Origin of the sequence: Paenibacillus sp. FSL R10-2788, assembly GCF_038003885.1 — a bacterium.
In the GTDB taxonomy this organism is placed as follows: domain Bacteria; phylum Bacillota; class Bacilli; order Paenibacillales; family Paenibacillaceae; genus Paenibacillus_AQ; species Paenibacillus_AQ odorifer.
In genome coordinates this window covers 5,196,727-5,223,710 of sequence record NZ_JBBOQA010000001.1, presented here as the reverse complement: position 1 = coordinate 5,223,710, position 26,984 = coordinate 5,196,727, and the positions used below count along the sequence as shown (strand labels likewise).

The following is a 26,984-nucleotide window of genomic DNA, read 5'->3' as shown; positions in this document are numbered from 1 at the left end:
TAAAGATAAGTGTCCGTATCAAGCTGCTGCTGGTTTGCAGCATCATAACTTTGTTAATACCAAAGTTCCCCCTCATCAGAGCGAGCTACCCCCAATACAGTGACGTTGGCCGGGCAGAAGTATCAGGATCTTTTTGCTGGTTGTGGCGATTCAATCTACCATAGATTGATTTTAGCCAGAAGATTGTCGCTCCGAACTCTAGGTTCTATATAGATCTAGATCGCTAGAGCTCATCTTGGCGTCTCCGCTTCGTCGCTTCTGTGTTTATACAGAGCAAATAAGAACGTACTTGATACTAGACGTATGTTATTGTCAAAGGACATCCAAAGCTACAAGCCTAACGAAAAAACCGGAGAATTAATTCTTAAAGACATTATATTAATCCTCTGTATTAAAATGGGCTTTATCATTTGAAATACAACTTAAATACAAAAAAAAGTTATGTTTCAATCTATAGGTGGCAATTAAATAGCCATAAAAGAGCATACTAAATTAGATCAACTAAGAGAGATAACGGTTGATATCAAATCGGCGGACAGCCAAGATAAAAGTGATAATTAGTTGTTGTTTACAGTCTTCGCTATAGTGGCCGTTGTGCCATGAATGTTTAAAGATTAATCGTTCATATCGAGAGATCAACTCTTCTTCAGCAAGTCTATCCCCACCTTGAGCTAATTCGATAAGTTCCATTACTTCCCGCATAAGAAACCTCCTTTCTACTGGGATACACATTTTGTAGAAAAGGAGGGGAACGAATGCGGGTGAAAAGCTTAATTCTACACCTCCAGTTGTTGCTTAAGTTTCTCCAATAATAATCTTTTGGCCTTACTCACAGCTTGTTGAGTTAATCCCAATAAATTAGCGATTTCTGAATCTGTCTTTTCATCGTAAAATTTATAAGCCAATAGTTTTTTCTCCATCGGATTTAATGCTTTGATGACAGAACTCAAGTATTCCTGAACCTCTATCTGTCCTATAGGAGCAGAGAAAAAATTTATTGTAAGCTGTACATTTTCAATATTTTCATTTAATGGCTCAGTATAACGGTATTCAAAATCTAATTTTCTGAAAAAATCACGACTGGAGTGATAGAGGCATATTTGAATGTAACGGCTAAATCCTTTTTCAACATCAGAATGAATATTTCGTCGATTGTTCATCATGATCATCTCCTCATTCTCAAATAGGGAAAAAGATCCCAAAAAACAACTATTGACATAATATTGTAAATAATAATCAGTTTTTTTGTTGATTTTTGGTGATAAACAACTTTACGTATACGTAATCTTGTTTATTGTTCCTGCTCAACTGTTCGTATCAACATATAAGTCGCTCGCGTTAACTTAATCTTTGTCAACAAAGAAGTAAGGTTAGAACGTGTTCAATAGAATTGGACTTTCTTTGAGTGCACAACTTGGCTCCTATGGAATTGAAGTCGAACTATATTGTTGAAATTTGTTACATAATGTTTAGAATTGTCAGTTGAACCGTGTCTGAACCTCCTTGGCGTTTTTTGTAAGTTTAAATTAAGTTACCGATCTGTGCAATCTTCATTCGTGGTTATTATTCGGCTGCCTTTGGACGGTGTACTCGCCATATTTAATTGCTCAGCCACCCCTTTAAAGTACATACTATCAAAATAAGAATTAGCTATACGTAGAAACGCTGCATTTGCACAAGAGAGCAAGGAGACTCTACAAAGTGGATATAAAATTCACAAACGTCATTACCGAGCCAGAGCTGCGAAGGCTGTCCACTAACAGAACACTGTACGAAGGCAGCCGGAAACCTGGAAGTGATTGTAAGTCTGGAATGGCTGTGTTACCAGAAGTAGGCTCAGGAAATCCTGCGAAGTAATTCTTTCACTTGCTCATAATCTACTGAAGCAAGCTGCAAATGACCAAAAATGCAGAGCAGCGATCCTCCAATAACAGGAGAATTGCTGCTCTGTTGAATTCTACGGTTTTGAGAATGAACGTGGTCTGTCTCCACTAGTGGAAAACTACTGTTTATACGATAATGAACAATCTAAAATGTAACATGAAGCACATAGTGCCTTCGTTGCTCCATCCGGATTTCTCCAGTGTAAACAAAGGAGGCTTTATTCTAAATGGTTTTAGCTTCGTTTCAACACTTCTTTTTGTATTTAGTGGCTGTCATCCCGAAATATTTTTTGAATACATTACTGAATTGTTCCGGTGTTGCGAAACCCACTTGTGCTGCGATTAGGCCGATGGAAGTTTCCGTTGTGAGTAGAAGCCTTGAAGCTGCAGCCATTCGTGCGTGCAGCTTCTTATCTTTGAAGGACATACCGTATTGCTTATGAACCATTCGTTCCGTCTGTCTTGTGCTTAGCCCCAATTCGTTAGCAAGCTGTTGCAGGCTAATGGAGCTGTAATGGTATAAAAAGCTATTCTCAATCATAAGCAGTCTGCTATCATCAAGAGTCTTCAGGGGAAGGGACGGTACGGTGGTATGATTCTCTCTGTAATGTCTTAACAAACAGATCACAATCATCTCAAGAATGTTGGTCGCCATATGATGGACGCCGATTTGTTGAAGGGAAAGCTCTTCAGCAAGCATTTGGAACAATTCGAGCATTTTCCCATCCTCCTGCCCAATCCAGAAGGGGGTGGATACCAGCAATTCGGGGAGAGACGGCTCTCTTACGAAGGAACGTTTGACATTGGGAGATATAGAATTGCCGGGCAAAATCTCAAAGAAAATGCAGTATTCAGCCATCGGGTCTTCCAGATCCGGAATCTGCTCGTGAACGACATCTGGACCGGTTACAAATAACGTGCCGGGCGTGATTGCGTAACGGTTTCCTTGTGCATTCAGAATACCTTGGCCGGTTGGAATAAAATGCAGCTCGTAGCTTCCCTGGCTATGGCTGTGTTCAGGCATAGGAATGTGGAAATACCCGAACTTAACATACAATACGTTCAATACTACCTCGCCAAGAGTCAGCTTGATATCTAGATTTCCGATGTTAATATTAGGTAATTTCATGCGATCTAACTCTCCCCTTGTAAAAATGCGACATGCTTCCCTCTTCCTTGTCATCTCCCAGGATAACGAATCCCAGTCTACATTGATATAATTATTACTAAAATTCGACGCAATGTTAATAACTGCAGCCCAAACAGATCAGGAGGAGATCTTATGACCAGTTTACCGGAAACAATACGTTTGTATAAGAAAGGAAATTATGCAAACACCTACACGGAAGTTCCCGCTGTTAATCCCGGAAATGCATGGCGGGAGGGTATGGTTAGCGGAAACGGGGAGAACGGATATATTACTTCAGGTTCGCCGTATGCGGACAGTTTTATTTTTCAGAATATGTCCTTTAACTATCCTTCCAAAGATCCAAGAGTGATTCCCGAAGAATTGACGGAGCAGCTGACTGATGCCAGACAAAATGTTTTTAAGCAGAACGATAAATGGAAGATTACGAATAAAACCGGTTCCACAAGGATCAGAACCTTTTATTATAGCTACCATCCTGGACACCAACTCCGATTCAGTATACCTTCCCAAGGAAATCTGGGTGGTTATGAGAGATGGACGAATTATGAAACAGCAGAGACTGGGGTACGATACAGCGATGAGAATGGGGAATGGGTCCGCACCTCCTTTACGTCCCGTGAGGATAATGTAACTTTTACCAAGATCACAGCATCTTCTACAGGCACAAAAATTAATATAACCCTCTCCATTGATGACATCTCCACAATAAGCGGAGCGAACGAAGGCCACATCGAGCTGAGAGAGCTGCAGTATAAGAAGCTGGTGGACTCCGTTGCGAATTATCTCGCCCAGGTTGCTCATTATCCCGTGTATCAGGGAAGTGAACTAGCTTACGGCGGATACGCTGGCTTGACTCAGGTTGTTGTTGTAAACGGAACCAAGAAGAGAATGCTGATGGCTGGCAGTCATGAACGGATCAATGTTGGGCGAGAACCAAATCCGGTCATTCAGATTAAGGACGCTGATGCCGTATATTTAATTACGCGCTCAAGCAGAACTCATTCTATGGGGAGAATCGAAGAATTTGCTGAAATGACACAATACAATATCGTAGACCAACTCTATCAAGATATAAATGCGGTTGTGCAAAAATATTTGGCCTCAGACGGTCAATTCAATTATGATGCAGCTCTAGCTGCCCATACGAGGAAGCATTCAGTAGAGTTTAATGCAGTGAGCTTCAGTATTAATGGCGACGACCACTACAAAAATTCAGATAACCAGACCTTAATCACTACGCAGAAATCAACTCCGGGAAGAGTCAATCATGCTTTTATGGAGCAGGTGTATAACCAGGGACGGTATGCCATGATCTGTTGCAGCGGTACCAGTGCACCACGCTTATATGGAATGTGGACCGGGGAGTGGAATCCTGGCTGGCGGGGGATTTATACGCTTGATGCTAATGTGAATCTGCAGGTTGCCTCCATGAATACAGGCCATTTAACTCAAGCACAGCTCGGATATATTACTTTTTTCCTGAGAAATACTCCCGACTTTGAATACAATGCGCGGATGGCGTACGGAATGCACGATGCACTGCAGGTTTCAGTTAACTCTGACGGCGATCGCGGGATGCATGTGGAATATGACAATGATTATCCGTTTGAATACTGGAACGCGGGGGCAAGCTGGTGCCTTCTGCCCATTTATGAATACTGGCAGTGTTACGGCAACCCAAAGATACCGCTTCATGAGAATATGCGGATTCATGAACTGCAGACTATTCTGAGTGTACAAGATGGAGGCATGAGCGATGAGGAGTTCACACAGCTGTTAGACAAAGGCTATCTGGATCTTGCGGAAGATATCCTGCTTCCCTTGCTTACCAAGCAGGCAAACTTTTGGCAGCAGATCTGTACACCGGAATATTACATGGATGTCAACGGCAAGGCATGCTACCAGTGTGACAAAAAGACTTTGAATTCAGGAGAGAAATACCTAATTATTCCCACATATTCTCCAGAGAATCACCCCATCGGATATAACAGTACAATCACGGCGAATGCCACCATGGACATTTCAGCTGCACGGGATGGTCTATCTATGGTTATCTCCATGGAAAAGGCAGTCAAGCGCGATGGTTATGAAACAGCCATAGCTAAGTGGACAGCATTGCTTGAGTTGCTGCCAAATTATAAATATGACTATGATGGTGCTTTGCGCGAATGGGCTATGAGTGAGTACACGGAAAATAACAATCATCGGCATTTGAGCCATCTTTATGTGGCATGGCCAGCCTATGAAACACAAACCGATCCGGAGTTAAAGCGGGCAGCAAAGATAGCGATTGACAATAGAGACCGATTTAATACTGTCGACGATACCGCCGGGCATGGTTGGATGCATAAGGCGCTAGTTCAAGCTAGGCTGAAAAATGGTGACGGAGTGCTCTCGGCATTTCTTCCCATGATGAGGGATGCGGGTTATTACAGCTCCTTAATGACAGATCATGATTCAAACAGAAGATGCAATTGTTATTGCACAGATACCTCTTTCGGTACTGTGGGAGCCATTAATGAAGCGCTGTTATTCTCGAATACGGGTGAAATAGAGGTTCTTCCGGCATTGCCATCCGATTGGACAAAGGGTTCTATAGATGGGCTTATGGCAAGAACCTGGGTCGAAGTCAAGGCATTATCCTGGAATCTTTCCGCCAAAACGGTGCATGTATTACTGCGTTCCAGCAAGAATGAAAATACCATCCGAATAAGGGTGGGACTATCTTGGACTGAGGCCAAGATCGACGGAAGTAAAGCGGATGTACAACAGGACTTACGCGGGAAATATATTCAGTTAACACTTAGTGAAGGTACCGAGGTTACAGTGGCATTTCAATTGTAGGACCAGTCCAACTGTGACCACCTTGAAAATGGACATCTCTTTATTGGAAATGAACTGTGTTCATGACGGCATGAGGAACCTATAATTTAACCTAGAAAGCGAGTTAATCTATTAGCCGTCAAGGAGGTGGACATCATTCAAGAAGAGCTATTTCTAAAACGTTTACACAAACAGCTACCCTTTCATTTGTTCGTAGGACTTGGGATTCTGTTTCTGCTGGTCTTCAGTTACATTCCGATGTTCGGCATTATCATCGCCTTCAAGAATTACAAAATTTCTACTGGTATTGAAGGTATCTTCACCAGTTCCTGGGCAGGATTATCGCATTTCAGAGAGTTGATTAACGATTACAACTTTCCAAGCCTGGTGCGCAATACGTTAATACTCAGTGTACTGAAAGTGATTTTTTCGTATCCGATTCCGATTCTGTTTGCGATTATGCTTAGCGAGGTCAAACACGTATTTTTTAAAAGGTTTGTACAGACCGTAAGTTACCTGCCACATTTCATTTCCTGGGTTGTAGTAACTGGCATTGCATACGCTTTCTTTTCATCCGGTTTTGGAATTTTTAATGAGTTGATGCTATCGCTGCATATTATCAAGGAACCTGTACAAATCCTGACCGATCCTGATTCGTTCTATGGCTTGGCGGTTATGACTGCGATCTGGAAGGAGGCAGGCTGGTGGACCATTATTTTTCTGGCAGCTTTGGCTGGCATTGATCCAGCATTGTATGAGGCAGCGGAGATTGACGGGGCTGGCAGACTTAAACGAATTCTGTACATTACCTTGCCGGGGCTTAAAAGTGCCAGCATAGTAGTGCTCATTCTGACCATCGGCAGTATTCTGGGAGGCGGATTGGTAGGGTCAAATTTCGAACAGTCAATGCTGCTGGGGAATCCGCTCAACAATGAGAAGTCGCAGATTATCCAGACCTATGCATTTTCGGTTGGTCTAGCCCAGGGACGGTTCTCTTTTGCCACAGCGATTGACCTTATGCAGTCGGTAATCTCGGTATTCCTGATCTTCACCAGCAACTTTATCGCCAAGCGGTTCTCGGGAACCGGTTTGTTCTAGCCTAGAGTCATTACTCAAACAGAAAAGGCAGTGAAGCCATGCGCAGGAAAAGAACGATGGAGGATTGGATACTGGACATTCTGATTACGGCCATTTTATTAATCATTGTGTTTATTACGCTGTACCCCTTCTATTACATTCTTATCATTACGTTTAATTCAGGATCTGATTCTAATCTAGGAGGAATGTATTTATGGCCGAGGGAGTTCACCCTGGGGAATTACATCTACTTTATTGAAGATCCAAAATGGGTAAATGCTTTTCTGGTTTCGATCCTACGGACGATAGTGGGAACGGTGCTCGCAGTGTTTTTCACCAGTATGGTTGCATATGGGCTTGCGAAGCGCGATTTGATGTTTAGAAAAACGTATTTTTTTATCGTGGTAGTAGCGATGAATTTCTCGGGCGGACTGATTGCTTTCTACATTGTGCTCAAAAGCCTCGGGCTGATTAACACATTCGGGGTATACGTGATTCCCAGCATGCTGAATTTGTTCTTCCTGCTGATAGCCATCTCTTTCTTTCGTGAAATTCCAGATGAACTAGGAGAATCTGCACGGATTGACGGAGCAAGCGAACTGAGGATATTCATCAGCATCGTTGTACCTGTCTCCATGCCGCTGATGGCAACGATGAGCTTATTCATTGGCTCCGGACAGTGGAACTCCTGGCTCGACTCTGCATATTTCGTTCAGAACGAGAACTTGAGAACGCTTACTTATCGGATGATGCAGGTGATCAATCAGTCCATGGTACCCACGGGGGATGCCGCAGCGGCTTCGATGTCCAGAGCTAAGGTTACTCCCTTCTCTATTCAGGCGACGGCAATGGTGGTGTCTATTATTCCAATTCTCGGGGTCTATCCGTTTCTGCAAAAGTACTTTGTTTCGGGGATGATGCTCGGCTCGGTAAAAGGTTAAACATCCGGTAATTTCCAAAATTACATGAATGGGGGAAAGAAAGATGGAGAAAAGCTCACGTATGCTATTTAAGCTGATACTGGCGGTACTTTTGGTAGCGGGCGTACTTTCAGCATGCAGCCAAAATGGGGATCTGAGTGGTGTTGCATCATCGACCGACAATGGACAGAATAGCGGAGAAGCAGGTGATCAGAACTCAACAAATTCCAGTACTGACAAAGGGCGCGACCATCAGCCGGTGGAGCTGACTATGTTCGTTGATGCAACATGGTATCCTTTTCAGGACTGGTCCGGGGAAATCCCGGAAATGATCACTAAAGCTATTGGAGTGAAGCCGAAAATTACGGTTGCCACGGACGATAAGCAATTGGCACTGATGGTAGCTTCAGGGGATCTCCCGGATATCATTGTTTCTTTTAACTTCAAGCTAATGTCCGATGGTAATCTAAGCTGGCCGTATAATGAAATATTTCCTAAATATGCTCCTGATGTGAAGTTCGATCCAGTAAAGGAACTTGTGAATACTGTGAGTGACGGGAATTATTACGCCATTCGCAATGACTTTTCTCCTGAATCAGAGTGGAAGGCTAACCCTTATGCCCATATGATGGTTCCCGGGTTAGCTATGCGCAAGGATGTTCTGGAGGAAATGGGTAATCCGTCCATTAAGTCGCTGGAAGATCTTGATAATGTGTTTGCAACTGTCAAAGAGAAATACCCTGAGATGACGCCTTTAATTCTTAATCCTAACTGGCAAAGGCCATATTTCGATGCACAATTCGGTGCTTATGGAGGTTTTGTGGACGAGAATGGGAAGATTGTTTACTACCTGAGACAAGATGCTGTACGCAAGTCGATGCTGTATATGAATAGCCTATATCGGAACGGATATATAACATCCGAGAATTTTGCCTATAAGAATGAGACGGAGACAGAGCAAATGATGGCGGCCGGGAAGGGCTTCGCCTATACCTGGACCTATTCCGGGGCAGAACGCCTCAATGCGGATAACAAAGACAACGGTATCAGCTTTGTTCAATTGGCCGAACCGCTTAGACCAGAGGCTTCCATTCTAAGCTCAGGAACCGGCGGGCTGGGAATGTATGTCACCAAGAGTAATAAAAATGTGGAAGCGACCGTCAAATTTTTGAAATATCTATTCTCAGAGGAAGGTTGGAGAACAGCAGAGTGGGGCGTAGAGGGCAAGGATTGGAGCTGGAACGCAGCCGGGTATCCGGAATTCAATTATGATATTAACGACCTCGAGCTACTGAAGAAAAAAGGGGTGTACTGGTGGGGGGTGCCTACTGAGACTGGTGTAGGAATGGCATTGACATCTTATAAAGAAGGCTCGGAAACGACACGGCAGGGAGAGAAGTACTCACCAATAATTAAGTTTAATCCGGCGATAGGTATGATTAATCCTGACACGGATTCACCTGAACAGATTATCCGCACGAATATTGATAATATGGTGAAAACGGAGGTCACTAAGATCTATCTGGCTGCTACAGAAGCTGAAGCTCAGGCTGCCTTCGACGAGCTGATCAAAAAAGCCGAAAAAATCGGAATGAGCAAGCTTGAAGAATGGGCAACTGCGCAGTACGGTCCTCTTAAGCAGAAGTATGATCAGTTAACGAAGTAATTAGTAACATACAGTCACTATACCGCTCATACAGGATGCAGGCTCAAGGTGCCGTGCTAATCCTGTATGAGCTCATTGCGTTAAAATATCATAATAGACAGCGGGGAGGTATGTGATATGCGTATACGTACAAAAATGTACTTAGGTTACATTCTCCTCATTGTGCTTCCATTTCTGTTCTTTGCTCTTTTCTCCTATGTTCAGCTGTATGACAAAATGCTCACCCAATATCAACTTGTAAACCAGCAAAATTTGGAGCAAACTGCATCCAATCTGGATTCAAGCCTGGCTAAGCTGGAATCACTTACTTCGATTTATCAAAACAATGCAGCTTTAATTGATTTTTTGCAAGGAGAGTTTGTGGATGACCGTGATTTGATCTACTCGTATTTAAAAGAAATTAATCCGGCATTTTCGTTTGCTTATCTGGCAGATCCTTTAGTACAAAATCTTACCGTCTATCCCAAATCTCAGAAACGGCTACTCGGGGCTCCCGGTTTTCAGAACTATCGTGATATAGGGGGATTTCTAACTCCTGATGAAGTAGAAGAATTGCGTCCGGCCCAGGGACTATGGAAGCATTCTTTCGATCCTGCCGCCCCGACACTGAGTTATTTCCAGAAGCTGTACAGTAATTCCTATATTACTGATCTAGGTATTATTCAGATAAGTGTCGACCCTGCAATGTTAGATCAATTCGTGTCGGCCTTGACTCAAGTACATCCGAATAATGCAATAATGGTGCTTGATCGTCAAGGAAAGATGATTAGCTATGTCATGAATACGAAGCTGTCAGATGAGCAAATACGCTCCATTGTCCAGCCGTTTGGAAATGAATCCTTGGGAGGATTTCTTGCCGACCATGATCGACTTTTGATTAATTCCGTTCATATTCCAAAGCTGGGGCTGACGATTATCGAGGTGAATAAACGGGCAGCTTTATTCGAATTTCTGAGGGTAAAACAGTTATGGGTAGCTTGCGGTTTGGCGCTGCTGGCGTTGTTGTCCGCTCTGTACTTTTGGATCGTCTCTTCGCTAACCAAGCGAATCGTCCGGCTCTCACGTCATATGCGCAGAGTGGAGCCAGAGTTCCTGAACAACCCCGTTAAGGGGAAAGCCGGGAAAGACGAAATAGGCTTCCTGATCACGAACTATAATGAAATGATCAGCCGCATGGATGAATTAGTAAACCATGTTCAAAAGGTGGAGATGCTCAAGAAAGAAGCAGATTTCAAAATGCTGCAGGCACAAATTCAACCTCATTTTCTATATAATACCCTGGAAACGATGCGAATGCTTGCCAGGTCGAATAAGGATTATAAAGTAGCTGAGATGGCGCTTTCTCTCGGCAATTTGTTCCGCTACAGTCTGTCAAAGTCGGAACATACGACGCTTCGAGATGAGTTGGATCATGTAAGCACCTATATCGCAATACATCAAATCCGTATGAGTGACCTTGAGGTGGAGTTCCAGGTAGAGGAGACGCTATTATCGTTGCCTTGTCCCAGATTTATCCTGCAGCCGCTTGTCGAGAACAGTATGATCCATGGCTTGTCCAAGAACAGGGGAAGTAAGCGGATTGCGTTGCGGCTAGCAAGAAAACATGGATATGTGTGGATTGAGGTAGCCGACAACGGTTCCGGGATATCGGAGCAGCAGTTGAAGTCTCTTCAGCGGTTGCTGGAGGGCAGTATCACCAAGCATGAAGCGAAGCATAAGACGACAGGCATCGGGCTTAGTAATGTGGCTGAACGGGTCAAGGCGTATTACGGTAAAGAATCATCGCTTGGAATAATAAGTACTCCCGGCAAAGAGACGGTTTGTTGCCTTAAACTGCTGCTGAAGGAGGAATACTTCAATGCTCAAACTACTGATTGTGGATGATGAGCCAATCATTCTGGAAGGTTTGCGAGATATGATTGAGGAAGAAAAGACAGCGTTCAGGCAAATTATAACGGCTCGTGATAGCATCGAAGCGCTGGAACGAATAGAACTTGCCCGTCCGGATTTAATCATTACAGATATCCATATGCCAGAAATAGACGGTCTGGAGCTAATTCGGCGAGCGCAGCAAAAGAATATAAAGCGCTTCATTATCCTGACTGGGCACGATGTATTCGACTATGCACGCAAAGCTGTTAAATTGCAGGTAATAGAGTACTTACTTAAGCCAATTAAACAGGTGGAATTAGCTGAGATTCTAAGAAGAACAGCATGTGAACTGATTCAAGAACGTGAAATTATAGCGGTATCTGGAAATCCTCTTGAAGAAATGGGCACCTCGCAGAACGAACATATTAAATTGCTAAAAGCCTATATAGAGCAAAGTTACATGAAGGATATTTCTTTATCTGATGCGGCGGCATACCTGAATTTGCACCCAGTGTACCTTGGACAGATGTTTAAGCGGGAAACCGGAAATACTTTCGTGCAATATATAAACCAGGTAAGGATAGGTAAGGCTAAGGTTATGATGGCTAGCATGAAGAATTTGTCGCTGGATACGATAGCCAGAATGGTAGGGTATGAGAACCAGCGGACTTTTTATAAAGTGTTTCGCAAATTTAATGATGAAACTCCGGGACAGTTCAGGGACCGGAAAATGCAATCAGACTCAAATTCTCTATTTTTTTAAAGGAGACGCAGACCATGGATAAGATGAGCACTGAGACATTCTTGCCATGGCCTATGATTCTTTTGGATTATTTGCCATATAGTTCAAGCCCCATTCCTCTATCTGATACAGTATAGAATGAAGGCTCTTCCCGGTCTCTGACAAAGAATACTCTACCTTGGGTGGAATTTCAGAATACACCTGCCGGTTAATCAGCCCATCGTTTTCGAGCTCACGCAGCTGGCGAGTGAGTGTGCGCTGCGTAATATTGGGGAATTCTTTTCTTAATTCATTAAACCGTCGCACGCCGAGAAGCGAAAGCTTGTGCAGAATGAGCAGCTTATACTTGCCCCCAATCATATTGACTGTAAATTCAACCGGACATTGTGAGCAATGTGAGTCTTGATTATCCACTCTGATTATCTCCTTTTTTAGGTATCCTTAAGGATACTATATATCCTTCATGTGCGTACTTACATTATTGAATTTAAACCTATATTATTTAACTATAGTCACTAAATTACTTTTAGTAAACGGAAGGATGATGAAAAAATGACAACTAAGGATAAGATATTAGTATATGGAGCAGGCGGCGTACAAGGAGGGGCTGTCGCCAGCAAGCTTCTGAAAGAAGGACACGCCGTTCATACAATCGTAAGAAATTCGGACAAGGCCGCTCAGCTTCAAGAGCAGGGCATTACTGCCTTTGTTGGCGATCTAACAGATGCTAGCAGCCTAACTCCTGCTCATCACGGTGTCAACAAAGTATTCCTGGTGCTGCCGGTGGACTACGACTTGGAGCGTAATCGACAATTCATCCGTAATACCGTCGATGCTGCCAAAGAAGCCAATGTTAAACTCCTTGTTTTTAATACCAGCGGTTTCTTTACAGATGATGTTACAGGTGTTGCTGCTTATGATATTAAGAAGGAATTGATCGCTTATGTGAAGCAAAGTGGCATTCCGACTATCATCCTTCAACCTACATTTTATATGGAAAACTTCCTTATCCCCGGCGTTGTAGACAACCAAACACTGGCTTACCCTGTACCTGCTGATTCTGCAGTCGCATGGATTAGTATGGAGGATGCAGCCGCTTACAGCGTATATGCACTTAACCACCCAGAACTGGCGGGGAAGACATTGCCTATCGTAGGACCTGAGGCGCTAACTGGAAATCAGCTGGCAGAGCAATTTAGTGCCACATTAAATCGAAAAATACAGTTTTACTCGCTCCCTGTGGAAGCGTTCGAAGAAGCATTATCTCCAATGCTAGGCAAGGAAACAGCAAAAGGCCTCGCCGACTCCTACAAATGGCTTGGATTAAATTCTCATTTTCAATTACTTCCCAAGCCAGACCAAGTCAGCGACGAGTTGCGTTCTGCTACACCGGGCACTCCGCTCCAAAAGTGGGTGAAACAAGCTGTGCAGAATGGATTTTTCGCACAATAACAACATAGGATTCGAGGGCAATCCATTTGCAGAGAAAAGCAAGTTCTGTCTATACCGGGAGGGGAGACAGACGATCGCCGAGATCAGCAAGTGAGCTATAGCGTAACAATAACCACTACGAGAGTAGTGGTTATTTGTGATTTGGCTGAATTTTGTCAATTAATGCAGATCTGGTCACGGCTGTCTTATCATGTTAAGCAGTAATGAGACGTCATTGGTAGAGCCGACGGAAATGACTGTTTTTTGGGCATCATCAATAAAGGTTCTCATTTGTTCAGCCAGGTCGCTTCTTGTAATGATCACATCCGCTTGTTGAACAGCCTGAATCAGGTCCTCGTTCGGGACCGATGAAATATCGATCGTGTGAATTTCGGCAGAAGTTAATCTCTTGATTTCATCCAGATAAAAGATGCAGGAGCTTGCCTTGCATTCAATGAAAAGAAAACGCCGCTTCCTTTTTTGATGCTGGCCAAACAAATGTACATAAGCGAATCCGGACAGCAGCAGGTCGTCTATTGAAAAATTCATTTTGTGGGCTTCGTCAATCATTTGCTCCACAAAGGAAAAATGAAGATTATTAGCTTTAAAGCGCTGGATGTGTTCTTCGTCGGCAACTTGCGTTCCCCGCCCCTTTTGCATCAGCAGAAGTCCCTCTTCTTTCAATTGTGTATATACACTTTGAATAGTGTTCCGGTTAATCGACAACTGCTCGGCCAATTGATTGGTGGAAGGAAGCACATCTCCCGAATGGAGTAGGCCTTTCCCTATAAGCCATTTGATCTGTTCTTTGATCTGTATATGAATCGGCAAGGGAGAATCGGGATCGATATTAAAAAGCAAGCCTGAGTTTTCCATCTTTATACGACCCGCTTTCTTGGTTGGTTGTCTATGGATTTGGATATTTACAGCTTAATGAAGAAAATGATAAAAATCAAGCATTCAAGCTCTGGATTACTAGTTGATGGAGAAGGCTTGACAAATCACAGAGAAAGATTTACTTTAATAATAAATAACTAATTAACTATTTAACTAGTTAACTAAAAATAAGGAGAGGTGAGTTATGGATCAGACAAAAACGACACTCAAAATGGAATGGAACGGGAATAAAAGTGGGAGTGGGAAAGTCGAAGCAGGCTATCTAAAAACAGAAATTGCTGTTCCCCAATCCTTCGGCGGTACTGGTGAAGGTACTGAGCCGAAGGAACTGCTAGTCACTTCCGCTGCAACATGCTTTATGTTGACCCTTGTAAGCATGCTAGAGGCAAGAAATCTTGCTGTAGAAAGTCTGGAAATGCATTCGGAAGCAAGTGTCTCCAAAGAAGAAGGGTTCAAGATCACCCATTACCCAGTAATTGTGCTGCCTGCGGGTGGGACTGAAGAGGAAATTCAATCTGTTGATCGAACCTTTGCAGCGGCCGACCGAAACTGCGAGGTTGGAAATATGCTTAAAAAAGCCGGAGTTCAAATCTCCATTACCGGTGATGTCTCATTATCAATAAATGCTTAATAGCCTTCATTAATCACTTATCCATTTTGAGGAGGAAGTCATATGAGTGCAACAGCTTTAACGAAAGATACGTTTCAAAATCATATTAAATCAGGAGTTACACTGGTTGATTTTTGGGCACCTTGGTGTGGGCCATGCCGAGTTCAACTCCCCATTGTTGAAGAATTGGCAAATGAGCTAAAGGATCAAGCTAATATCGCTATAGTTAATGTTGATGATGAGCAGGAATTAGCTATACAATTTGGCGTTCGAAGCATTCCGACCTTGTTGCTGTTTAATGAAGGTAAGCTGGTAGAACAAATGGTCGGTATAAATCCGAAATCTGTACTGAAGGATAAAATTCTAAATGCGGCAGGAAAATAATTTTTAAACAAACCAACGGAGCATTTTTAGATAAAGGAGCCACTCAGTGGTTCCTTATTAATAATTAATGTTTGTTATCCTGACATCGCTTGTAAACAAAGGGGTGGCTAATTGCATAATATTCAAGTTGGCTCTTTAGTCTTAAATGGACAACTGATATTCTATTTTTGGTTTGGGGCAGCGGGCTGGTTGATGCTGCATTACCAAAATCGGAATCAAAGGGTACAAGAGGAAGTGTTGCCCCTCCTTACTAACGCGTTCTGGTTATGGATGGTTATCTGGAAAGCAAGTTATTTGCTGTTTTATCCCGTAGAGGTTATTCGACGTCCGATCTCTCTCCTGTATTATGATGGCGGGGAACGCGGGGCATGGCTGGCAGCTTTGGCAGCAGTGGTCTATATCTGGAGGGCAGCCTCAAAGCGGAATATAATATTTATGGCTTTGGTCGACGGCTTGATTATATATATGCTGGCGGGTTACTTAGCTTCAAGGATATTATTGCTACTTACCGGAGTGGAACACATATGGTTTCATTTGACAAGCTTAGTACTAGCTCTTGTACTTCTTATACTTCTACAGACTACAAGAGCAGCAAATTTGCCTGCCGCCAGAAGGTTCGTTTACGTTGTCTGGTTCTGTATCGGACATATTGTACTTTGGTTTTTTATTTCCGAACGGCAAACGTGGTTTTTATCATTCAACAAGCAACAGGTATTCTTCCTTATATCCGCTGCGGGTCTTGCCGGAATGGGCGGGCTGACCGATAACAAGCAAAAGAGAGGGTTAGATGAATAATATTAATGTTTTCTCGGCCTTTGCCGCAGGTGTACTATCCTTTTTATCTCCTTGTGTTTTTCCGTTACTCCCCGGTTTCATTTCTCAATTGACCGGTTCATCCGTTCAAGATGGCAAACTGGTTGTAAATAGGGGGAAGATGATTTTTCTATCCTTTTTTTTCATAGTAGGTTTCAGCCTTGTTTTTATTACGCTGGGAGCGTCGGCAAGTTTTATAGGCCATTTCTTTGCCCGGGAACGCGATGTAATTCAAAAAATAAGCGGCTTATTGATTATTATCTTTGGCATGCAAATGGCGGGGATTCTAAATCTCCGGTTACTGATGTCCGGTAAGACAAGAGAATTCAAGACGAAAAGAAGATATGGTGCAGTGCGTTCACTGTTTACTGGTGTGGCCTTTGGTGCGGGCTTTAGCCCTTGTGTGGGCTTGGCATTGTCAGCTATCTTACTTCTGGCTGGGTCCAGCGACACGCTGTGGAATGGCGTTGGGCTTCTTACCGTCTATTCCCTTGGAATGGGAGTACCGTTCCTGCTGATTTCATGGTTACTGACTTATTCTCTGCAATTAATGAAAAAAATCAACAAATGGGTTCCTTTTCTGTCCAAATTGAACGGCTGGTTAGTGATAGGTCTGGGATTTTTGTTGTTTAACGGACAACTGCAGAGAATTAGTGCCTGGCTGGCCCAATACACACTTTTGGATATCAACTTTTAGTGGATGGTGATGAATCAGTTGAGAAAAAACCTGATTGCAATCCTTGTTTTGATAGGACTTGTCGTTTATGGCGGTTACGATTATTTCAAAAAATCACCCTCTGAAACAATACAAATAACGAAGTCAGAAAACAAGCAGTTGAGGACGGGGATCCTGAAGGGACAGCTGGCGCCGGACTTTGCGCTTACGGACTTAAAGGGGACTACAGTTCAGTTGTCTGATTTTAAGGGCAAGATCGTATTGATTAATTTTTGGGCTACCTGGTGTCCGCCATGTCAGGTGGAAATGCCTCATATGCAGAATATTTTTCAGGATTTCAAGGCAAAAGATGTTGTCATTCTGGGGGTCAACATGACGCTTACAGAAGAGAATTTGGAAGTCGTTCAGACCTTCGTTAATGAACAACAACTCACCTTTCCAATTGTTACGGACGAGAAGAATGAGGTTGTGCAAACTTATCAAGTTGTTGCTTACCCCACAACATATTTACTGGACACCGAAGGAGTCATCCTGGAAAAATTTCAAGGGGCGATCAGCTATGAAATAATGGAAAAATATATATCCAGAATCCGTTAAGAAAAAAACTATTTGGTTAACTGAAATGAGGTTTCATAATGAAAGAAGTATATGAATTAACTACGCTACGGGAAATCGAGAATTTTCTTAAGGATTACGAACTGAGCTTTTTATATATTTCTAAGCCCGATTGCAGCATCTGTCATGCACTGTTGCCCAAACTCAAAGAACTCCTGTCCCATTATCCAATTATCCGTCTCGGGCATATTGATGCCAGCAAAGTAGAAGAGGTAGCAGGAAAGTTTCTTATTCTGAGTGCTCCGATGATGCTCTTGTTCATCGAACAAAAAGAGTATTTGAGAGAAGATCGATTTGTTCGTTTATCACTGTTGAAGGAAAAGCTGGACTATATTTATCAGATTTATAATGAATAGTTCACTAATGGTGACGCTTCAGCCAAGGCTGAGTCGTTTTTTGAATACGGTGGGGGCTATGGCAAAAGAATAACAGCAGCCGGAACCTCCGGCTGCTGTTATTTGAATTTATAATGAACAGTAATCCCTATATATTATAGTGTATAAGATTCGCCGTCATCCGGCACGAATACATTAGAAGTAATCCCTTTTTCATTTAGGAAGCTTTTTAACTCTGCTCTTGACAAGGTCCAGTGATTTACTGCTTCCATGTGAACTGAAACAATCACCGCGTTAGGTGCAGCCTTATGCACTTCATAAATATCGTCTTTTCCCATAATCAAAGAGCCGCCTTCTGTGAGCTGGACATCTCCTCCATTAACCACAATGACTTCCGGCTGGTGTGTTTCGATTTCTTCCTGAACATCTTCGTACCATACGGTGTCTCCGGCGACATATAACGTTTTCTCATCCGGATGTTTAAAAACAACACCACAAACTACTCCCGCCAGGGTTAAGATCTCTCCTCTTCCATGTTCGCCTTTCGTTTTCACTAATTGGATCCCTTCGAAGGATGTGCTCTCCGATAAAACTTCAATGTCCTGGAAGCCGGCTTTTTTGATTTCTGTTGCATCTTCTTCATTTTGTACAAACATTTTCACGTTTTTGGGCAGCACTTCTTTGGCAGCTTCATCGAAGTGGTCATAGTGTAAATGAGTAACAATGACCGCATCTACATCCTTAATTAAATCTTCAAGCGATATCGGTAACTGAACTAAAGGGTTATATTGTTCATTTTTAGTGAAAGCAGGAAATGGCGGAAGAGTTCCCTTCTCTGCCAGGAATGGATCAACCAAAAATTTCTTGCCTGCATATTCAACAACCAAAGTTGCATTTCTTATCAATCTAACTTTCATAAAATTAGCTCCTTTTCTTTTGTTATATTATTATTGTACCTAGGAGACCATTTAACTTACATATATAAAATCAAGTCTTTGGATGATTTAACTTTAATTTTGAAAGAAAATGATATCAAATACGCTTGCTTTGATTTTCACGTATTTCAATGGAGGGATTACCATGGATCAAACCGATTTTCTTATTCTGTCTGAATTATCTAAAAATAGCCGTATCACCATGAAAGAATTAGGGGAGAAAGTGCATATGACCGGGCAAGCAGCCGCAATCCGTGTTGCGAAACTGGAGGATAATGGAGTGCTTGAAGGGTATACGATAAAAGTTAATCATTCCAAATTAGGGTGTTTTATTCACGCTTTTATTACACTCTATACAAATACGCATAATCACCAACCGCTGTTGGCCTTTATTAAAATGAAAGAGCCCTTTGTGTTGAACAATTATAAAATTGGCGGGGATGGGTGTTATCTTCTGGAGTGCAGATTTCCATCTAATAAACATGTAGATGAATTCTTGGGAGAGGTGAGTGAATATGCGAACTACAAAGTGTCGATGGTTATTAAAAAAGGAGTGTTAGATAATTAATCGGCGGTCAGCTCCCCTACGTATTCTGCTGGGGACAGGACGCCGATTTTTTGCCTATGGTTTATTGGACTCAGGTGGACTTTCGCTCAATCAATTCAAATTCTAAAAGGCGGGGTTTAGGAGCAGGCTGACCCAGCATATCCAGAATGATCAAAAAGGCATTCTCTGCCTGGTCATTTGCAGGATAGTGGATAGTTGTCAGGTCTAACAGATGAGCAAGCTCGGAATTGTCGAATCCCAATATGCCGACGTCAACCGGAGCGGTGAAGCCGGCACGCCGAAGCTCGGTGAGAAGTCCGGCAGCCACATTGTCGTTCGAACAGGCGATAGCATCCGGTCTGTTCGTCTGTTCTATCCACCATCTTGCAACCTCTTCTCCATCAAAAATGCTGAGCTTATAGTGGAAGTCTGGAAAGTCATTGGATTTTATTTGATACTTAGCTGCAAAATCATTATAGGCTCTGATCCGTTCCGGAGTGTTTAATCCTTTTGATGAAAATACGTTCGCGATTCTGCGGTATCCTTTGGAGTAAAGGTACTCAAGTCCTAGCATATAACCCTGATATTGATCCATGAAGACTGAGGGAATCGTATCGCTCACAAGCCGCTGCCAAGTCACAATCGGACCGTACTTGGCATAAGATTCGATTACATTCCATTCATTGGTTCGAAATAGACAAACCAAGGCATCCAACTGCTTACTGCGTAGCATTTCAAGCGCTACGAGTTCTTGCTGAGGATCTCCGTTTGTAATAAACAACATCACATTGAACCCATGCTTTTGAGCGATGGTGTTAAAAGCTTGAATGAATGATGTGGATAAGGTCGTATACGTCCCAGTCAAAACACCAATAATCCGGGTCATTCCTTTTTTAAGGGACTTGGCACTGGAGTTGGGTACATAATCCAGATGTTCAATGATTTCGAGAATTTTTTGACGTTTGGTTTCACTTACATAAGGGTGTTGATTGATGACACGAGAGACGGTTGTTGTGGACACGCCAGCAAGACGCGCGATTTCCTGAATATTGGTCATGGATTCTCACCTCTTCATCAAAGGATAGCATATTCAGTGGATAAGAATCGAATTTTCTTACCGCTTCAATATGTAAGGAAAGTGGGCTTGACCTGTAATGCATTCCATAAATTAATGTGGAGGAGTAGTAGAATTAACACATACAGGAGGCGTTCTCATTGAATAAAAAATTGAAGATTGTGACCATCGGCGGCGGTTCCAGCTACACACCGGAATTGATCGAAGGATTTATTAAACGGCATCATGAACTCCCGGTCAGCGAACTATGGCTGGTGGACATAGAGGCTGGTAAAGATAAGCTTGAAATTGTAGGTGCCATGGCAAAACGGATGATAAAGGCTGCGGGGATCGAATGCGACATTCACCTGACCCTTGATCGGAGACTGGCGCTTGAGAATGCTGACTTCGTGACAACCCAATTCCGGGTAGGGCTGCTGGAAGCGCGAATTAAAGACGAGATGATTCCTCTTAAACACGGCATGATCGGACAGGAAACCAACGGAGCGGGTGGCATGCTGAAGGCGTTCCGTACCATTCCGGTCGTTCTTGAGATCGTCGAAGATATGAAAGATCTGTGTCCAGAGGCCTGGCTAATCAACTTCACTAATCCTGCAGGTATGGTTACGGAAGCTGTGCTTCGGTACGGGAAGTGGGAGAAAGTTATCGGGTTATGCAATGTTCCGATCATGGCGGTCAAGAACGAGGCAGCTGTAATCGAGAAGGAGGAAGAGGACCTCTTCTTCAAATTTGCCGGCATCAACCATCTTCATTGGCATAAAGTTTATGGCCAAAACGGCGAAGAGCTTACGGCCGAGGTTATAGATAAATTGTACGGGTCGGACGCCAAGCCGGAAAAATTGGTTGAGAACATTAAAGAAATGCGGTTCTTGTCTGAACAAATTGCCCATCTGGAGATGCTGCCTTGTCCTTATCACCGTTACTACTACATGACCGACAGTATGCTGAAAGAGGAACTGGAAGAGGCAAACGGAGAAGGAACCCGTGGGCAGGTCGTCAAGCGCCTGGAGGAGAGTTTGTTTGAACTGTACAAAGATCCAAACCTCGACTATAAGCCCAAGGAGCTGGAGAAACGCGGAGGGGCTTATTACAGCGATGCGGCCTGTGAAATCATCAATTCGATTTACAACAATAAAGGCACAAGAATGGTGGTCAATACCCGGAATCGAGGCACGATCAGCGATCTTCCTTACGAGAGTGCCATCGAAGTAACGAGTATTATCACGGCGCATGGGGCGGAGCCGGTCCACTTCGGAGCGTTCCCGCCAGCCCAGCGGGGGCTGCTGCAGTTAATGAAGTCGATGGAAGAGCTCACAGTCGAAGCCGCGGTTACGGGAGATTATGCGACCGCCCTGCAGGCTTTCACATTGAATCCTCTTGTAACGAGCGGAGATGCCGCAAAAATTGTTCTGGATGAGATGTTGGAGGCCCATCGCGAATACCTTCCTCAATTCTATAAGTGAGTATGTTTTAAATATATATTCATTACGAAGGGGCTGTCCCATAAGTTATGAAATGGCTGGGACGGCCCATATTTTTGGAGTTAGATAGCCGGTTGTGCTATCGCCAAAGCGGTACGGCTGAGCTTTCCCTTTATGTGGATTTTACAAGAACGAGCCCGGGCAGTTGACTCTCTGGCTCGTTTTGTATTCTGTTCGAAAGAATACATCCGAATTACCTGCAGCATTCGGATGGAACCACTTTCCATAAGTGAAAACACTTGTTGGTGCCGTAGGCCAGACACTGGATGATTAATAAAAGGAATATCGGAAATAATGATGAGTGCATCAACCTTATGGAAATCTTCTCTCAATAAAAAAATATTGAATAATTAACTATTCATAGATATAATTAAAGTGCGAGTTAAGGATAGTGATTGTTTAATTACAAGCTAGACCTGCTTGCACATTTTGATTGACGTTTCTTCGGAACGTTAATTTCATTATGTGCGGGCGGGTCTTTATTTGTATAAAGGAGGGCAGAACATGATCATACGTAAAATTCTTAACAATAACGTGGCGGTAATACGGGATAAATTCGACCAAGAAGTTATTGTGATGGGCAAAGGAATAGCATATCAAAAAAAAATTGGGGATCTGATTGATGAGCAAGTCGTTGAAAAGATTTACTCATTGTCAACTAAGGAATCATTTATTAAACTACAGGATCTTTTAACAGAGATTCCGATTGAATATTTTAATGTAAGCGACCAAATAATAAATTACGCAAAGTTGACTCTAGGGAAAAAATTGAATGATAGTATGTACATCTCTTTAAGTGATCATATATTTACAGCTGTGAATCGGTTTCGGGATGGCATTATTTTAAAAAATGCACTACTTTGGGATATTAAGCGCTTTTATCCTGAAGAATATGAGGTTGGTGTTAAGGCTCTACAATATATCAGTCAAGATCTAGATATTCAATTCCCTGACGATGAGGCTGGGTTCCTTGCTCTGCATATAGTGAATGCTGAAGAAAGAGAAGAGAGCCAAGATATCTATCGTGTAACTAAAATTATTCAAGAAATAAGCAATATTATAAGGCTTTATTTTCAGATTAATTTTGATGAAAAATCAGTTTATTTTTATCGCTTTATTTCACATCTGAAATTTTTTGCCCAAAGATTAGTTAGCGGGAACATGCATGAAAATGAAAGTGATCAGGATCTGCTAGATGTAATTAAATCAAAGTATAAGAACGCTTTCTTGTGCGTTGAAAAAATAGAAAAGTACATCGAAGCTAATTATAGTTACAATCTTACAAATGAAGAGAAACTGTATCTAACAGTCCATATCCAAAGAGTAGTTTACAAAACAAATTCATAAAATAATTCCTTTAAGGGGGTGAGATGTTACACGCAAGACAGGATGGTGACATTAAGTTGGCCAGACCCTTCAGGATCTATTTATATAATAGTTATGGAGGAGAATAAACTATGGGTAAATATCAAAAGTTAGCTGAAGAGATCGTGAACCATGTAGGGGGATCAGAAAACATTAGTGATCTGACACATTGCGTTACGCGATTAAGATTTCATCTGAAAGATGACTCACTGCCAAATGATGAAGTTTTGAAAAAAATAGAGGGTGTAGTTACTGTCATACGCTCCGGTGGTCAGTATCAAGTCGTTATTGGTAATCATGTCACAGAGGTGTATTCCGAGGTTACATCGTTCGCTAAACTTAATCATGGTCAATCGGATCCTTTGGCAGAGACGGTAGTCAAAAAGAAAAAGCCGCTAGATGCCCTCATTGATATCATATCCGGTTTGTTTCAGCCAATTCTTGGTATTTTATTAGCAGCCGGAATGCTTAAAGGCCTCAATACGTTGTTAAACGTTTTGGGCGTATACTCTTTAGATAGTGGAACTTATACGCTCATCAATGCTATGGGAGACGCTTTATTTATGTTCCTTCCTGTATTTTTGGGCTATACTTCCGCCAATAAATTTAAAGTTCAGCCCTTTATTGGTATATTAATTGGCTTGGCCATGTGTTATCCTGCGATCCAGTTGGATGCTTTGGCTGGCTCCAAAGAGCCACTATATACCTTGTTCAGTGGTACAGCATTAAGCTCCCCTGTATATCTGGATCTGTTTGGTATTCCGCTAATCAGCATGAACTATACGTCCACCGTGCTTCCGGTCATCATCGTTGTCTACTTTGCTTCTAAAGTACAACGCGTGCTTGATAAAATTGTTCCGGATGTAGTCAAGTTTTTTATGGTACCGATGGTTACGGTATTGGTATCTTTATCTCTGGGATTTTTAATAATAGGCCCTGTAGCAAGCTATGCCTCTGAATTGATTGCGCAAGGAATACTTGTTGCACGGGACGCAAGTCCATTACTTGCAGGTTTTCTATTAGGGTTTCTATGGCAAGTCATTCTTGTTTTCGGACTCCACTGGGGACTAATTCCTCTTTATATAAATAATATTACGACGCTAGGTTATGACACTATTATGGCCTCTGTCTTTGCGACCTCTTTTTCCCAAATGGCCATTGTGCTTGCGATTATCATCAAAACCAAAGATAAAAATTTGAAAGCATTAGGGATACCTGCGGCTATTTCAGCACTATTTGGCATAACCGAGCCGGTAGTTTACGGAATTACGCTTCCGCGAAAAAAACTCTTTATCATGAGCTGTATTGTTTCCGGGGTTGCAGGAGGATTCTACGGGCTATACAACCTGAGGGAGTTTACTTTCGGAGGATTAGGAATATTTGAATTTTTTACAATGATTGATCCTAATGATCCTGGAACAGCCAACATTATAATTGCCATTATTGGGGTTGTTTTTGCCATGATCATTTCATTTATTCTAACATTTGTAATGTTCAAAGATGAAACAGCAGAAGTCGAGACTCCAAAATCCGGACTGAACAAAAGACATGTCATGTCCAGTCCGATGAGCGGTGAGGTTATTTCTATTAAAGAAGTAAAAGATGAAGCATTCTCACAAGAAGTTTTAGGCAGAGGGATTGGAATTCGTCCTTCAACAGGTGAACTGGTTGCCCCATTTGATGGCAAGGTTGTCACACTCTTTCCTACGAAGCATGCTGTTGGACTGGTATCCGATGAGGGAATGGAAGTACTGATTCATATTGGTTTTAACACTGTACGATTAAAAGGAAAACATTTTGAAGCGTTTGTACAGGAAGGTGATACAGTTCAAAAAGGTCAGAGACTGGTTACTTTCAACATTGAAGAAATCGAAAAAGCAGGTTTTTCGGTTGAGACACCAATGATCGTTACGAATACAGATAGTTATCTGGAAATTATCGAGACACAAGAATCCAAGGTGAATGCAGGCGAAGTTCTGCTGACAGGCTTGCTCTAAGAGGCGGTCTACAATTACACATGTTTGAAGGAGACGATGTATATGGGTTTTAAAGAAGGATTTTTATGGGGTGGTGCAACCTCAGCCAATCAGTCCGAAGGTGCTTATGATGTGGATGGCAGAGGCCTTGCAAACGTGGATTTGAGTCCTACAGGCGAAGATCGGGAGCGCGTTTTGATGGGAAAACTAAAAATGTTTGATTATGATCATAACTACTATTATCCGGCTAAAGAAGGCATTGATATGTACCATCACTTTAAAGAAGATATTGCCCTGTTTGCCGAAATGGGCTTCAAGGTCTATCGGTTATCGATTGCTTGGAGCAGAATTTTCCCAGAAGGTGATGAAACTGAACCGAATGAAGCCGGACTTCAATTTTACGAGGAGTTGTTTAAGGAATGCCACAAGTATGACATAGAGCCTCTCGTAACGATTACGCACTTTGATGTTCCAATGCACCTGGTTAAAGAGTATGGTTCTTGGAGAAATAGAAAGCTAGTCTCTTTTTATGAAAGATTATGCACAGTCATTTTTAATCGTTATAAAGGTTTGGTTAAATACTGGATTACCTTCAATGAGATTAATATGGTTCTGGAAGCTCCATTTTTGGCAGCTGGACTATTTATTGAGGACAATGAGGATGCAGAAACTGTAAAATATGCAGCAAGTCATCATGAACTGGTGGCCAGTGCTCTGGCGACCAAAATTGCCCACGAAGTAGATCCAGAGAATAAAGTGGGGTGTATGCTGGCAGCCAACGCTCCATATCCGAGAACATGTGATCCGAAAGATATCTGGAAAGCCAAGCAGGTAGAGAACCAGAGTTATTTCTTCATAGACGTTCAAGTAAGAGGGGAGTATCCGGCTTATACACTCAAAGACTTGGAACGCAAAAATATTGTGCTTCCGTTCGAAGAAGGGGACAAGGAATTACTGAAACAGCATACTGTAGATTTTATCGGCTTCTCGTATTATTCATCAAGCGTCGTAAGTGCAGATCCTGAATTAACAGATACAATTGGAGGAAATCTGTTTCCAAGCTTGCCTAACCCATATCTGAAAGCTAGTGATTGGGGCTGGCAGATCGATCCGCTTGGACTACGAATTACGCTGAACAACATCTATGATCGCTATCAAAAGCCATTGTTTATTGTGGAAAATGGCCTAGGTGCAGTGGATATTCCTGACGAGAATGGTTATGTTGAAGATGATTATCGAATATCCTACTTAAGCGAGCATATTCGCGCGATGAGGGATGCGGTAGAATACGACGGCGTAGATCTGCTGGGCTATACTGTTTGGGGACCTATTGATATTGTAAGTGCAAGTACAGGTGAGATGAAAAAAAGGTACGGGTTTATCTATGTTGATCGGGATGACCGTGGCCAGGGTTCATTTAAACGAACCAAAAAGAAATCATTTGAATGGTATAAGAAGGTTATTGCTACTAACGGTGAAGATCTGGATTTTTGATTGGCATTTTAAAGAACTCTTATACAGTAGCATGGACTCCATATATCTCCGCAACCTCCTAGGGATTGGACAATCTCTCTGTGGCTTGGTTGTGGAGATTTTTTTGTACATTTTAATGAACTTTTTTTACATGAATTTATTATCTCGGGCGAATATATTAGGCACATGATTTATCGGTTTAATCGGGGAGAATATCTTCCCTTAAACCGAAACTTTT

At 42.4% G+C, this 26,984-nt stretch carries 26 protein-coding genes; 19 read left to right on the top strand and 7 right to left on the bottom strand.

What is annotated here, in order from left to right:
- Window positions 1-501 precede the first annotated feature (501 nt).
- Together NSQ50_RS23260 and NSQ50_RS23255 are read right to left on the bottom strand one after the other, a co-directional pair.
- On the bottom strand, window positions 502-702 hold the full coding sequence (locus NSQ50_RS23260) for a helix-turn-helix domain-containing protein (RefSeq protein WP_076222895.1): 201 nt from the start codon (window positions 700-702) through the stop codon (window positions 502-504).
- Between the two features lie 74 nt (window positions 703-776).
- Window positions 777-1,163, bottom strand: a complete 387-nt coding sequence (locus NSQ50_RS23255; protein ID WP_176462551.1) for a sigma-70 family RNA polymerase sigma factor — start codon at window positions 1,161-1,163, stop codon at window positions 777-779.
- 538 nt (window positions 1,164-1,701) lie between these two features.
- On the opposite strand from NSQ50_RS23255, the gene NSQ50_RS23250 reads away from it, so the two are divergent.
- Window positions 1,702-1,857, top strand: coding sequence for a hypothetical protein (locus NSQ50_RS23250; protein WP_179087730.1), 156 nt, complete (start codon window positions 1,702-1,704; stop codon window positions 1,855-1,857).
- Window positions 1,858-2,127: 270 nt separating this feature from the next.
- Here NSQ50_RS23250 and NSQ50_RS23245 read toward each other — a convergent pair whose 3' ends face one another.
- A complete protein-coding gene (locus NSQ50_RS23245; RefSeq protein WP_256716998.1) occupies window positions 2,128-3,012 on the bottom strand; it encodes an AraC family transcriptional regulator in 885 nt (294 codons plus the stop codon).
- Between the two features lie 153 nt (window positions 3,013-3,165).
- On the opposite strand from NSQ50_RS23245, the gene NSQ50_RS23240 reads away from it, so the two are divergent.
- The 6 genes from NSQ50_RS23240 to NSQ50_RS23215 all read left to right on the top strand — a co-directional run bounded on the left by NSQ50_RS23240 (window position 3,166) and on the right by NSQ50_RS23215 (window position 12,154).
- Complete coding sequence (locus NSQ50_RS23240; RefSeq protein ID WP_076222888.1) at window positions 3,166-5,877, top strand: glycosyl hydrolase family 95 catalytic domain-containing protein; 2,712 nt, start codon at window positions 3,166-3,168, stop codon at window positions 5,875-5,877.
- 126 nt (window positions 5,878-6,003) lie between these two features.
- Window positions 6,004-6,954 (top strand): ABC transporter permease, encoded by a 951-nt coding sequence (locus NSQ50_RS23235; protein ID WP_076222886.1) that lies wholly within the window; start codon window positions 6,004-6,006, stop codon window positions 6,952-6,954.
- A 38-nt stretch (window positions 6,955-6,992) separates the two neighbouring features.
- Window positions 6,993-7,874: a carbohydrate ABC transporter permease gene (locus NSQ50_RS23230; protein WP_076222883.1), complete on the top strand. Its 882-nt coding sequence runs from the start codon at window positions 6,993-6,995 to the stop codon at window positions 7,872-7,874.
- Window positions 7,875-7,917: 43 nt separating this feature from the next.
- Entirely contained in the window at window positions 7,918-9,519 is a 1,602-nt protein-coding gene (locus tag NSQ50_RS23225; protein ID WP_179087729.1) for an extracellular solute-binding protein, read from the top strand.
- 117 nt (window positions 9,520-9,636) lie between these two features.
- Window positions 9,637-11,403 (top strand): cache domain-containing sensor histidine kinase, encoded by a 1,767-nt coding sequence (locus NSQ50_RS23220; RefSeq protein WP_076222878.1) that lies wholly within the window; start codon window positions 9,637-9,639, stop codon window positions 11,401-11,403.
- Complete coding sequence (locus NSQ50_RS23215) at window positions 11,378-12,154, top strand: response regulator (protein ID WP_076222875.1); 777 nt, start codon at window positions 11,378-11,380, stop codon at window positions 12,152-12,154. Before NSQ50_RS23220 ends, NSQ50_RS23215 begins: the two co-directional genes overlap by 26 nt.
- 51 nt (window positions 12,155-12,205) lie before the next feature.
- Here NSQ50_RS23215 and NSQ50_RS23210 read toward each other — a convergent pair whose 3' ends face one another.
- On the bottom strand, window positions 12,206-12,493 hold the full coding sequence (locus NSQ50_RS23210; protein ID WP_076222989.1) for a winged helix-turn-helix transcriptional regulator: 288 nt from the start codon (window positions 12,491-12,493) through the stop codon (window positions 12,206-12,208).
- A gap of 192 nt (window positions 12,494-12,685) precedes the next feature.
- On the opposite strand from NSQ50_RS23210, the gene NSQ50_RS23205 reads away from it, so the two are divergent.
- Window positions 12,686-13,585, top strand: coding sequence for an SDR family oxidoreductase (locus NSQ50_RS23205; protein ID WP_340949759.1), 900 nt, complete (start codon window positions 12,686-12,688; stop codon window positions 13,583-13,585).
- 174 nt (window positions 13,586-13,759) lie between these two features.
- On the opposite strand, the gene NSQ50_RS23200 is transcribed toward NSQ50_RS23205, so the two are convergent.
- Window positions 13,760-14,440 carry a GntR family transcriptional regulator gene (locus tag NSQ50_RS23200; protein WP_076222870.1) on the bottom strand — a complete coding sequence of 227 codons (681 nt, stop codon included), beginning with the start codon at window positions 14,438-14,440 and terminating at the stop codon, window positions 13,760-13,762.
- A gap of 205 nt (window positions 14,441-14,645) precedes the next feature.
- Between NSQ50_RS23200 and NSQ50_RS23195 the strand changes: the two genes are divergently transcribed.
- The 6 genes from NSQ50_RS23195 (at window position 14,646) to NSQ50_RS23170 (ending at window position 17,915) form a co-directional block, all read left to right on the top strand.
- On the top strand, window positions 14,646-15,092 hold the full coding sequence (locus NSQ50_RS23195; RefSeq protein ID WP_076222868.1) for an OsmC family protein: 447 nt from the start codon (window positions 14,646-14,648) through the stop codon (window positions 15,090-15,092).
- Window positions 15,093-15,134: 42 nt separating this feature from the next.
- Complete coding sequence (gene trxA / locus NSQ50_RS23190; RefSeq protein WP_076222866.1) at window positions 15,135-15,455, top strand: thioredoxin; 321 nt, start codon at window positions 15,135-15,137, stop codon at window positions 15,453-15,455.
- 111 nt (window positions 15,456-15,566) lie between these two features.
- The gene (locus NSQ50_RS23185) at window positions 15,567-16,250 is read left to right on the top strand and encodes a hypothetical protein (protein WP_076222864.1); all 684 of its coding nucleotides are present in this window, start codon (window positions 15,567-15,569) and stop codon (window positions 16,248-16,250) included.
- Window positions 16,243-16,965, top strand: coding sequence for a cytochrome c biogenesis CcdA family protein (locus NSQ50_RS23180; protein ID WP_081386855.1), 723 nt, complete (start codon window positions 16,243-16,245; stop codon window positions 16,963-16,965). The genes NSQ50_RS23185 and NSQ50_RS23180 overlap by 8 nt, the downstream gene beginning before the upstream one ends.
- A 9-nt stretch (window positions 16,966-16,974) precedes the next feature.
- Window positions 16,975-17,541 (top strand): TlpA family protein disulfide reductase, encoded by a 567-nt coding sequence (locus tag NSQ50_RS23175; protein ID WP_256716993.1) that lies wholly within the window; start codon window positions 16,975-16,977, stop codon window positions 17,539-17,541.
- 38 nt (window positions 17,542-17,579) lie between these two features.
- Window positions 17,580-17,915, top strand: a complete 336-nt coding sequence (locus NSQ50_RS23170) for a thioredoxin family protein (protein WP_076222861.1) — start codon at window positions 17,580-17,582, stop codon at window positions 17,913-17,915.
- A 134-nt stretch (window positions 17,916-18,049) separates the two neighbouring features.
- Here the strand turns inward: NSQ50_RS23170 and NSQ50_RS23165 are convergent, their stop codons facing one another.
- On the bottom strand, window positions 18,050-18,811 hold the full coding sequence (locus NSQ50_RS23165) for an MBL fold metallo-hydrolase (RefSeq protein ID WP_076222859.1): 762 nt from the start codon (window positions 18,809-18,811) through the stop codon (window positions 18,050-18,052).
- Between the two features lie 163 nt (window positions 18,812-18,974).
- Between NSQ50_RS23165 and NSQ50_RS23160 the strand changes: the two genes are divergently transcribed.
- A complete protein-coding gene (locus NSQ50_RS23160) occupies window positions 18,975-19,397 on the top strand; it encodes an Lrp/AsnC family transcriptional regulator (RefSeq protein WP_076222857.1) in 423 nt (140 codons plus the stop codon).
- A gap of 70 nt (window positions 19,398-19,467) precedes the next feature.
- Here NSQ50_RS23160 and NSQ50_RS23155 read toward each other — a convergent pair whose 3' ends face one another.
- The gene (locus NSQ50_RS23155) at window positions 19,468-20,433 is read right to left on the bottom strand and encodes a LacI family DNA-binding transcriptional regulator (RefSeq protein WP_076222854.1); all 966 of its coding nucleotides are present in this window, start codon (window positions 20,431-20,433) and stop codon (window positions 19,468-19,470) included.
- Between the two features lie 158 nt (window positions 20,434-20,591).
- Here NSQ50_RS23155 and NSQ50_RS23150 point away from each other — a divergent pair, with 158 nt between their 5' ends.
- The 4 genes from NSQ50_RS23150 (at window position 20,592) to NSQ50_RS23135 (ending at window position 26,767) form a co-directional block, all read left to right on the top strand.
- Window positions 20,592-21,914, top strand: coding sequence for a 6-phospho-beta-glucosidase (locus NSQ50_RS23150; RefSeq protein WP_076222852.1), 1,323 nt, complete (start codon window positions 20,592-20,594; stop codon window positions 21,912-21,914).
- A gap of 522 nt (window positions 21,915-22,436) precedes the next feature.
- Complete coding sequence (gene licT, locus NSQ50_RS23145) at window positions 22,437-23,279, top strand: BglG family transcription antiterminator LicT (RefSeq protein WP_076222849.1); 843 nt, start codon at window positions 22,437-22,439, stop codon at window positions 23,277-23,279.
- 110 nt (window positions 23,280-23,389) lie between these two features.
- Window positions 23,390-25,294, top strand: coding sequence for a beta-glucoside-specific PTS transporter subunit IIABC (locus NSQ50_RS23140; protein WP_076222847.1), 1,905 nt, complete (start codon window positions 23,390-23,392; stop codon window positions 25,292-25,294).
- A gap of 42 nt (window positions 25,295-25,336) precedes the next feature.
- Window positions 25,337-26,767 (top strand): 6-phospho-beta-glucosidase, encoded by a 1,431-nt coding sequence (locus tag NSQ50_RS23135; RefSeq protein ID WP_076222845.1) that lies wholly within the window; start codon window positions 25,337-25,339, stop codon window positions 26,765-26,767.
- Window positions 26,768-26,984: the final 217 nt, after the last annotated feature.

Excerpts from the sequence above, each read along its gene's own strand:
- NSQ50_RS23260 (WP_076222895.1), bottom strand. The coding sequence starts at position 702 with ATGCGGGAAGTAATGGAACTTATCGAATTAGCTCAAGGTGGGGATAGA.
- NSQ50_RS23255 (WP_176462551.1), bottom strand. The coding sequence starts at position 1,163 with ATGATGAACAATCGACGAAATATTCATTCTGATGTTGAAAAAGGATTT.
- NSQ50_RS23245 (WP_256716998.1), bottom strand. The coding sequence starts at position 3,012 with ATGAAATTACCTAATATTAACATCGGAAATCTAGATATCAAGCTGACT.
- NSQ50_RS23240 (WP_076222888.1), top strand. The coding sequence starts at position 3,166 with ATGACCAGTTTACCGGAAACAATACGTTTGTATAAGAAAGGAAATTAT.
- NSQ50_RS23230 (WP_076222883.1), top strand. The coding sequence starts at position 6,993 with ATGCGCAGGAAAAGAACGATGGAGGATTGGATACTGGACATTCTGATT.
- NSQ50_RS23225 (WP_179087729.1), top strand. The coding sequence starts at position 7,918 with ATGGAGAAAAGCTCACGTATGCTATTTAAGCTGATACTGGCGGTACTT.
- NSQ50_RS23220 (WP_076222878.1), top strand. The coding sequence starts at position 9,637 with ATGCGTATACGTACAAAAATGTACTTAGGTTACATTCTCCTCATTGTG.
- NSQ50_RS23215 (WP_076222875.1), top strand. The coding sequence starts at position 11,378 with ATGCTCAAACTACTGATTGTGGATGATGAGCCAATCATTCTGGAAGGT.
- NSQ50_RS23210 (WP_076222989.1), bottom strand. The coding sequence starts at position 12,493 with ATGATTGGGGGCAAGTATAAGCTGCTCATTCTGCACAAGCTTTCGCTT.
- NSQ50_RS23205 (WP_340949759.1), top strand. The coding sequence starts at position 12,686 with ATGACAACTAAGGATAAGATATTAGTATATGGAGCAGGCGGCGTACAA.
- NSQ50_RS23200 (WP_076222870.1), bottom strand. The coding sequence starts at position 14,440 with ATGGAAAACTCAGGCTTGCTTTTTAATATCGATCCCGATTCTCCCTTG.
- NSQ50_RS23195 (WP_076222868.1), top strand. The coding sequence starts at position 14,646 with ATGGATCAGACAAAAACGACACTCAAAATGGAATGGAACGGGAATAAA.
- trxA (WP_076222866.1), top strand. The coding sequence starts at position 15,135 with ATGAGTGCAACAGCTTTAACGAAAGATACGTTTCAAAATCATATTAAA.
- NSQ50_RS23180 (WP_081386855.1), top strand. The coding sequence starts at position 16,243 with ATGAATAATATTAATGTTTTCTCGGCCTTTGCCGCAGGTGTACTATCC.
- NSQ50_RS23175 (WP_256716993.1), top strand. The coding sequence starts at position 16,975 with ATGAATCAGTTGAGAAAAAACCTGATTGCAATCCTTGTTTTGATAGGA.
- NSQ50_RS23170 (WP_076222861.1), top strand. The coding sequence starts at position 17,580 with ATGAAAGAAGTATATGAATTAACTACGCTACGGGAAATCGAGAATTTT.
- NSQ50_RS23165 (WP_076222859.1), bottom strand. The coding sequence starts at position 18,811 with ATGAAAGTTAGATTGATAAGAAATGCAACTTTGGTTGTTGAATATGCA.
- NSQ50_RS23160 (WP_076222857.1), top strand. The coding sequence starts at position 18,975 with ATGGATCAAACCGATTTTCTTATTCTGTCTGAATTATCTAAAAATAGC.
- NSQ50_RS23155 (WP_076222854.1), bottom strand. The coding sequence starts at position 20,433 with ATGACCAATATTCAGGAAATCGCGCGTCTTGCTGGCGTGTCCACAACA.
- licT (WP_076222849.1), top strand. The coding sequence starts at position 22,437 with ATGATCATACGTAAAATTCTTAACAATAACGTGGCGGTAATACGGGAT.
- NSQ50_RS23140 (WP_076222847.1), top strand. The coding sequence starts at position 23,390 with ATGGGTAAATATCAAAAGTTAGCTGAAGAGATCGTGAACCATGTAGGG.
- NSQ50_RS23135 (WP_076222845.1), top strand. The coding sequence starts at position 25,337 with ATGGGTTTTAAAGAAGGATTTTTATGGGGTGGTGCAACCTCAGCCAAT.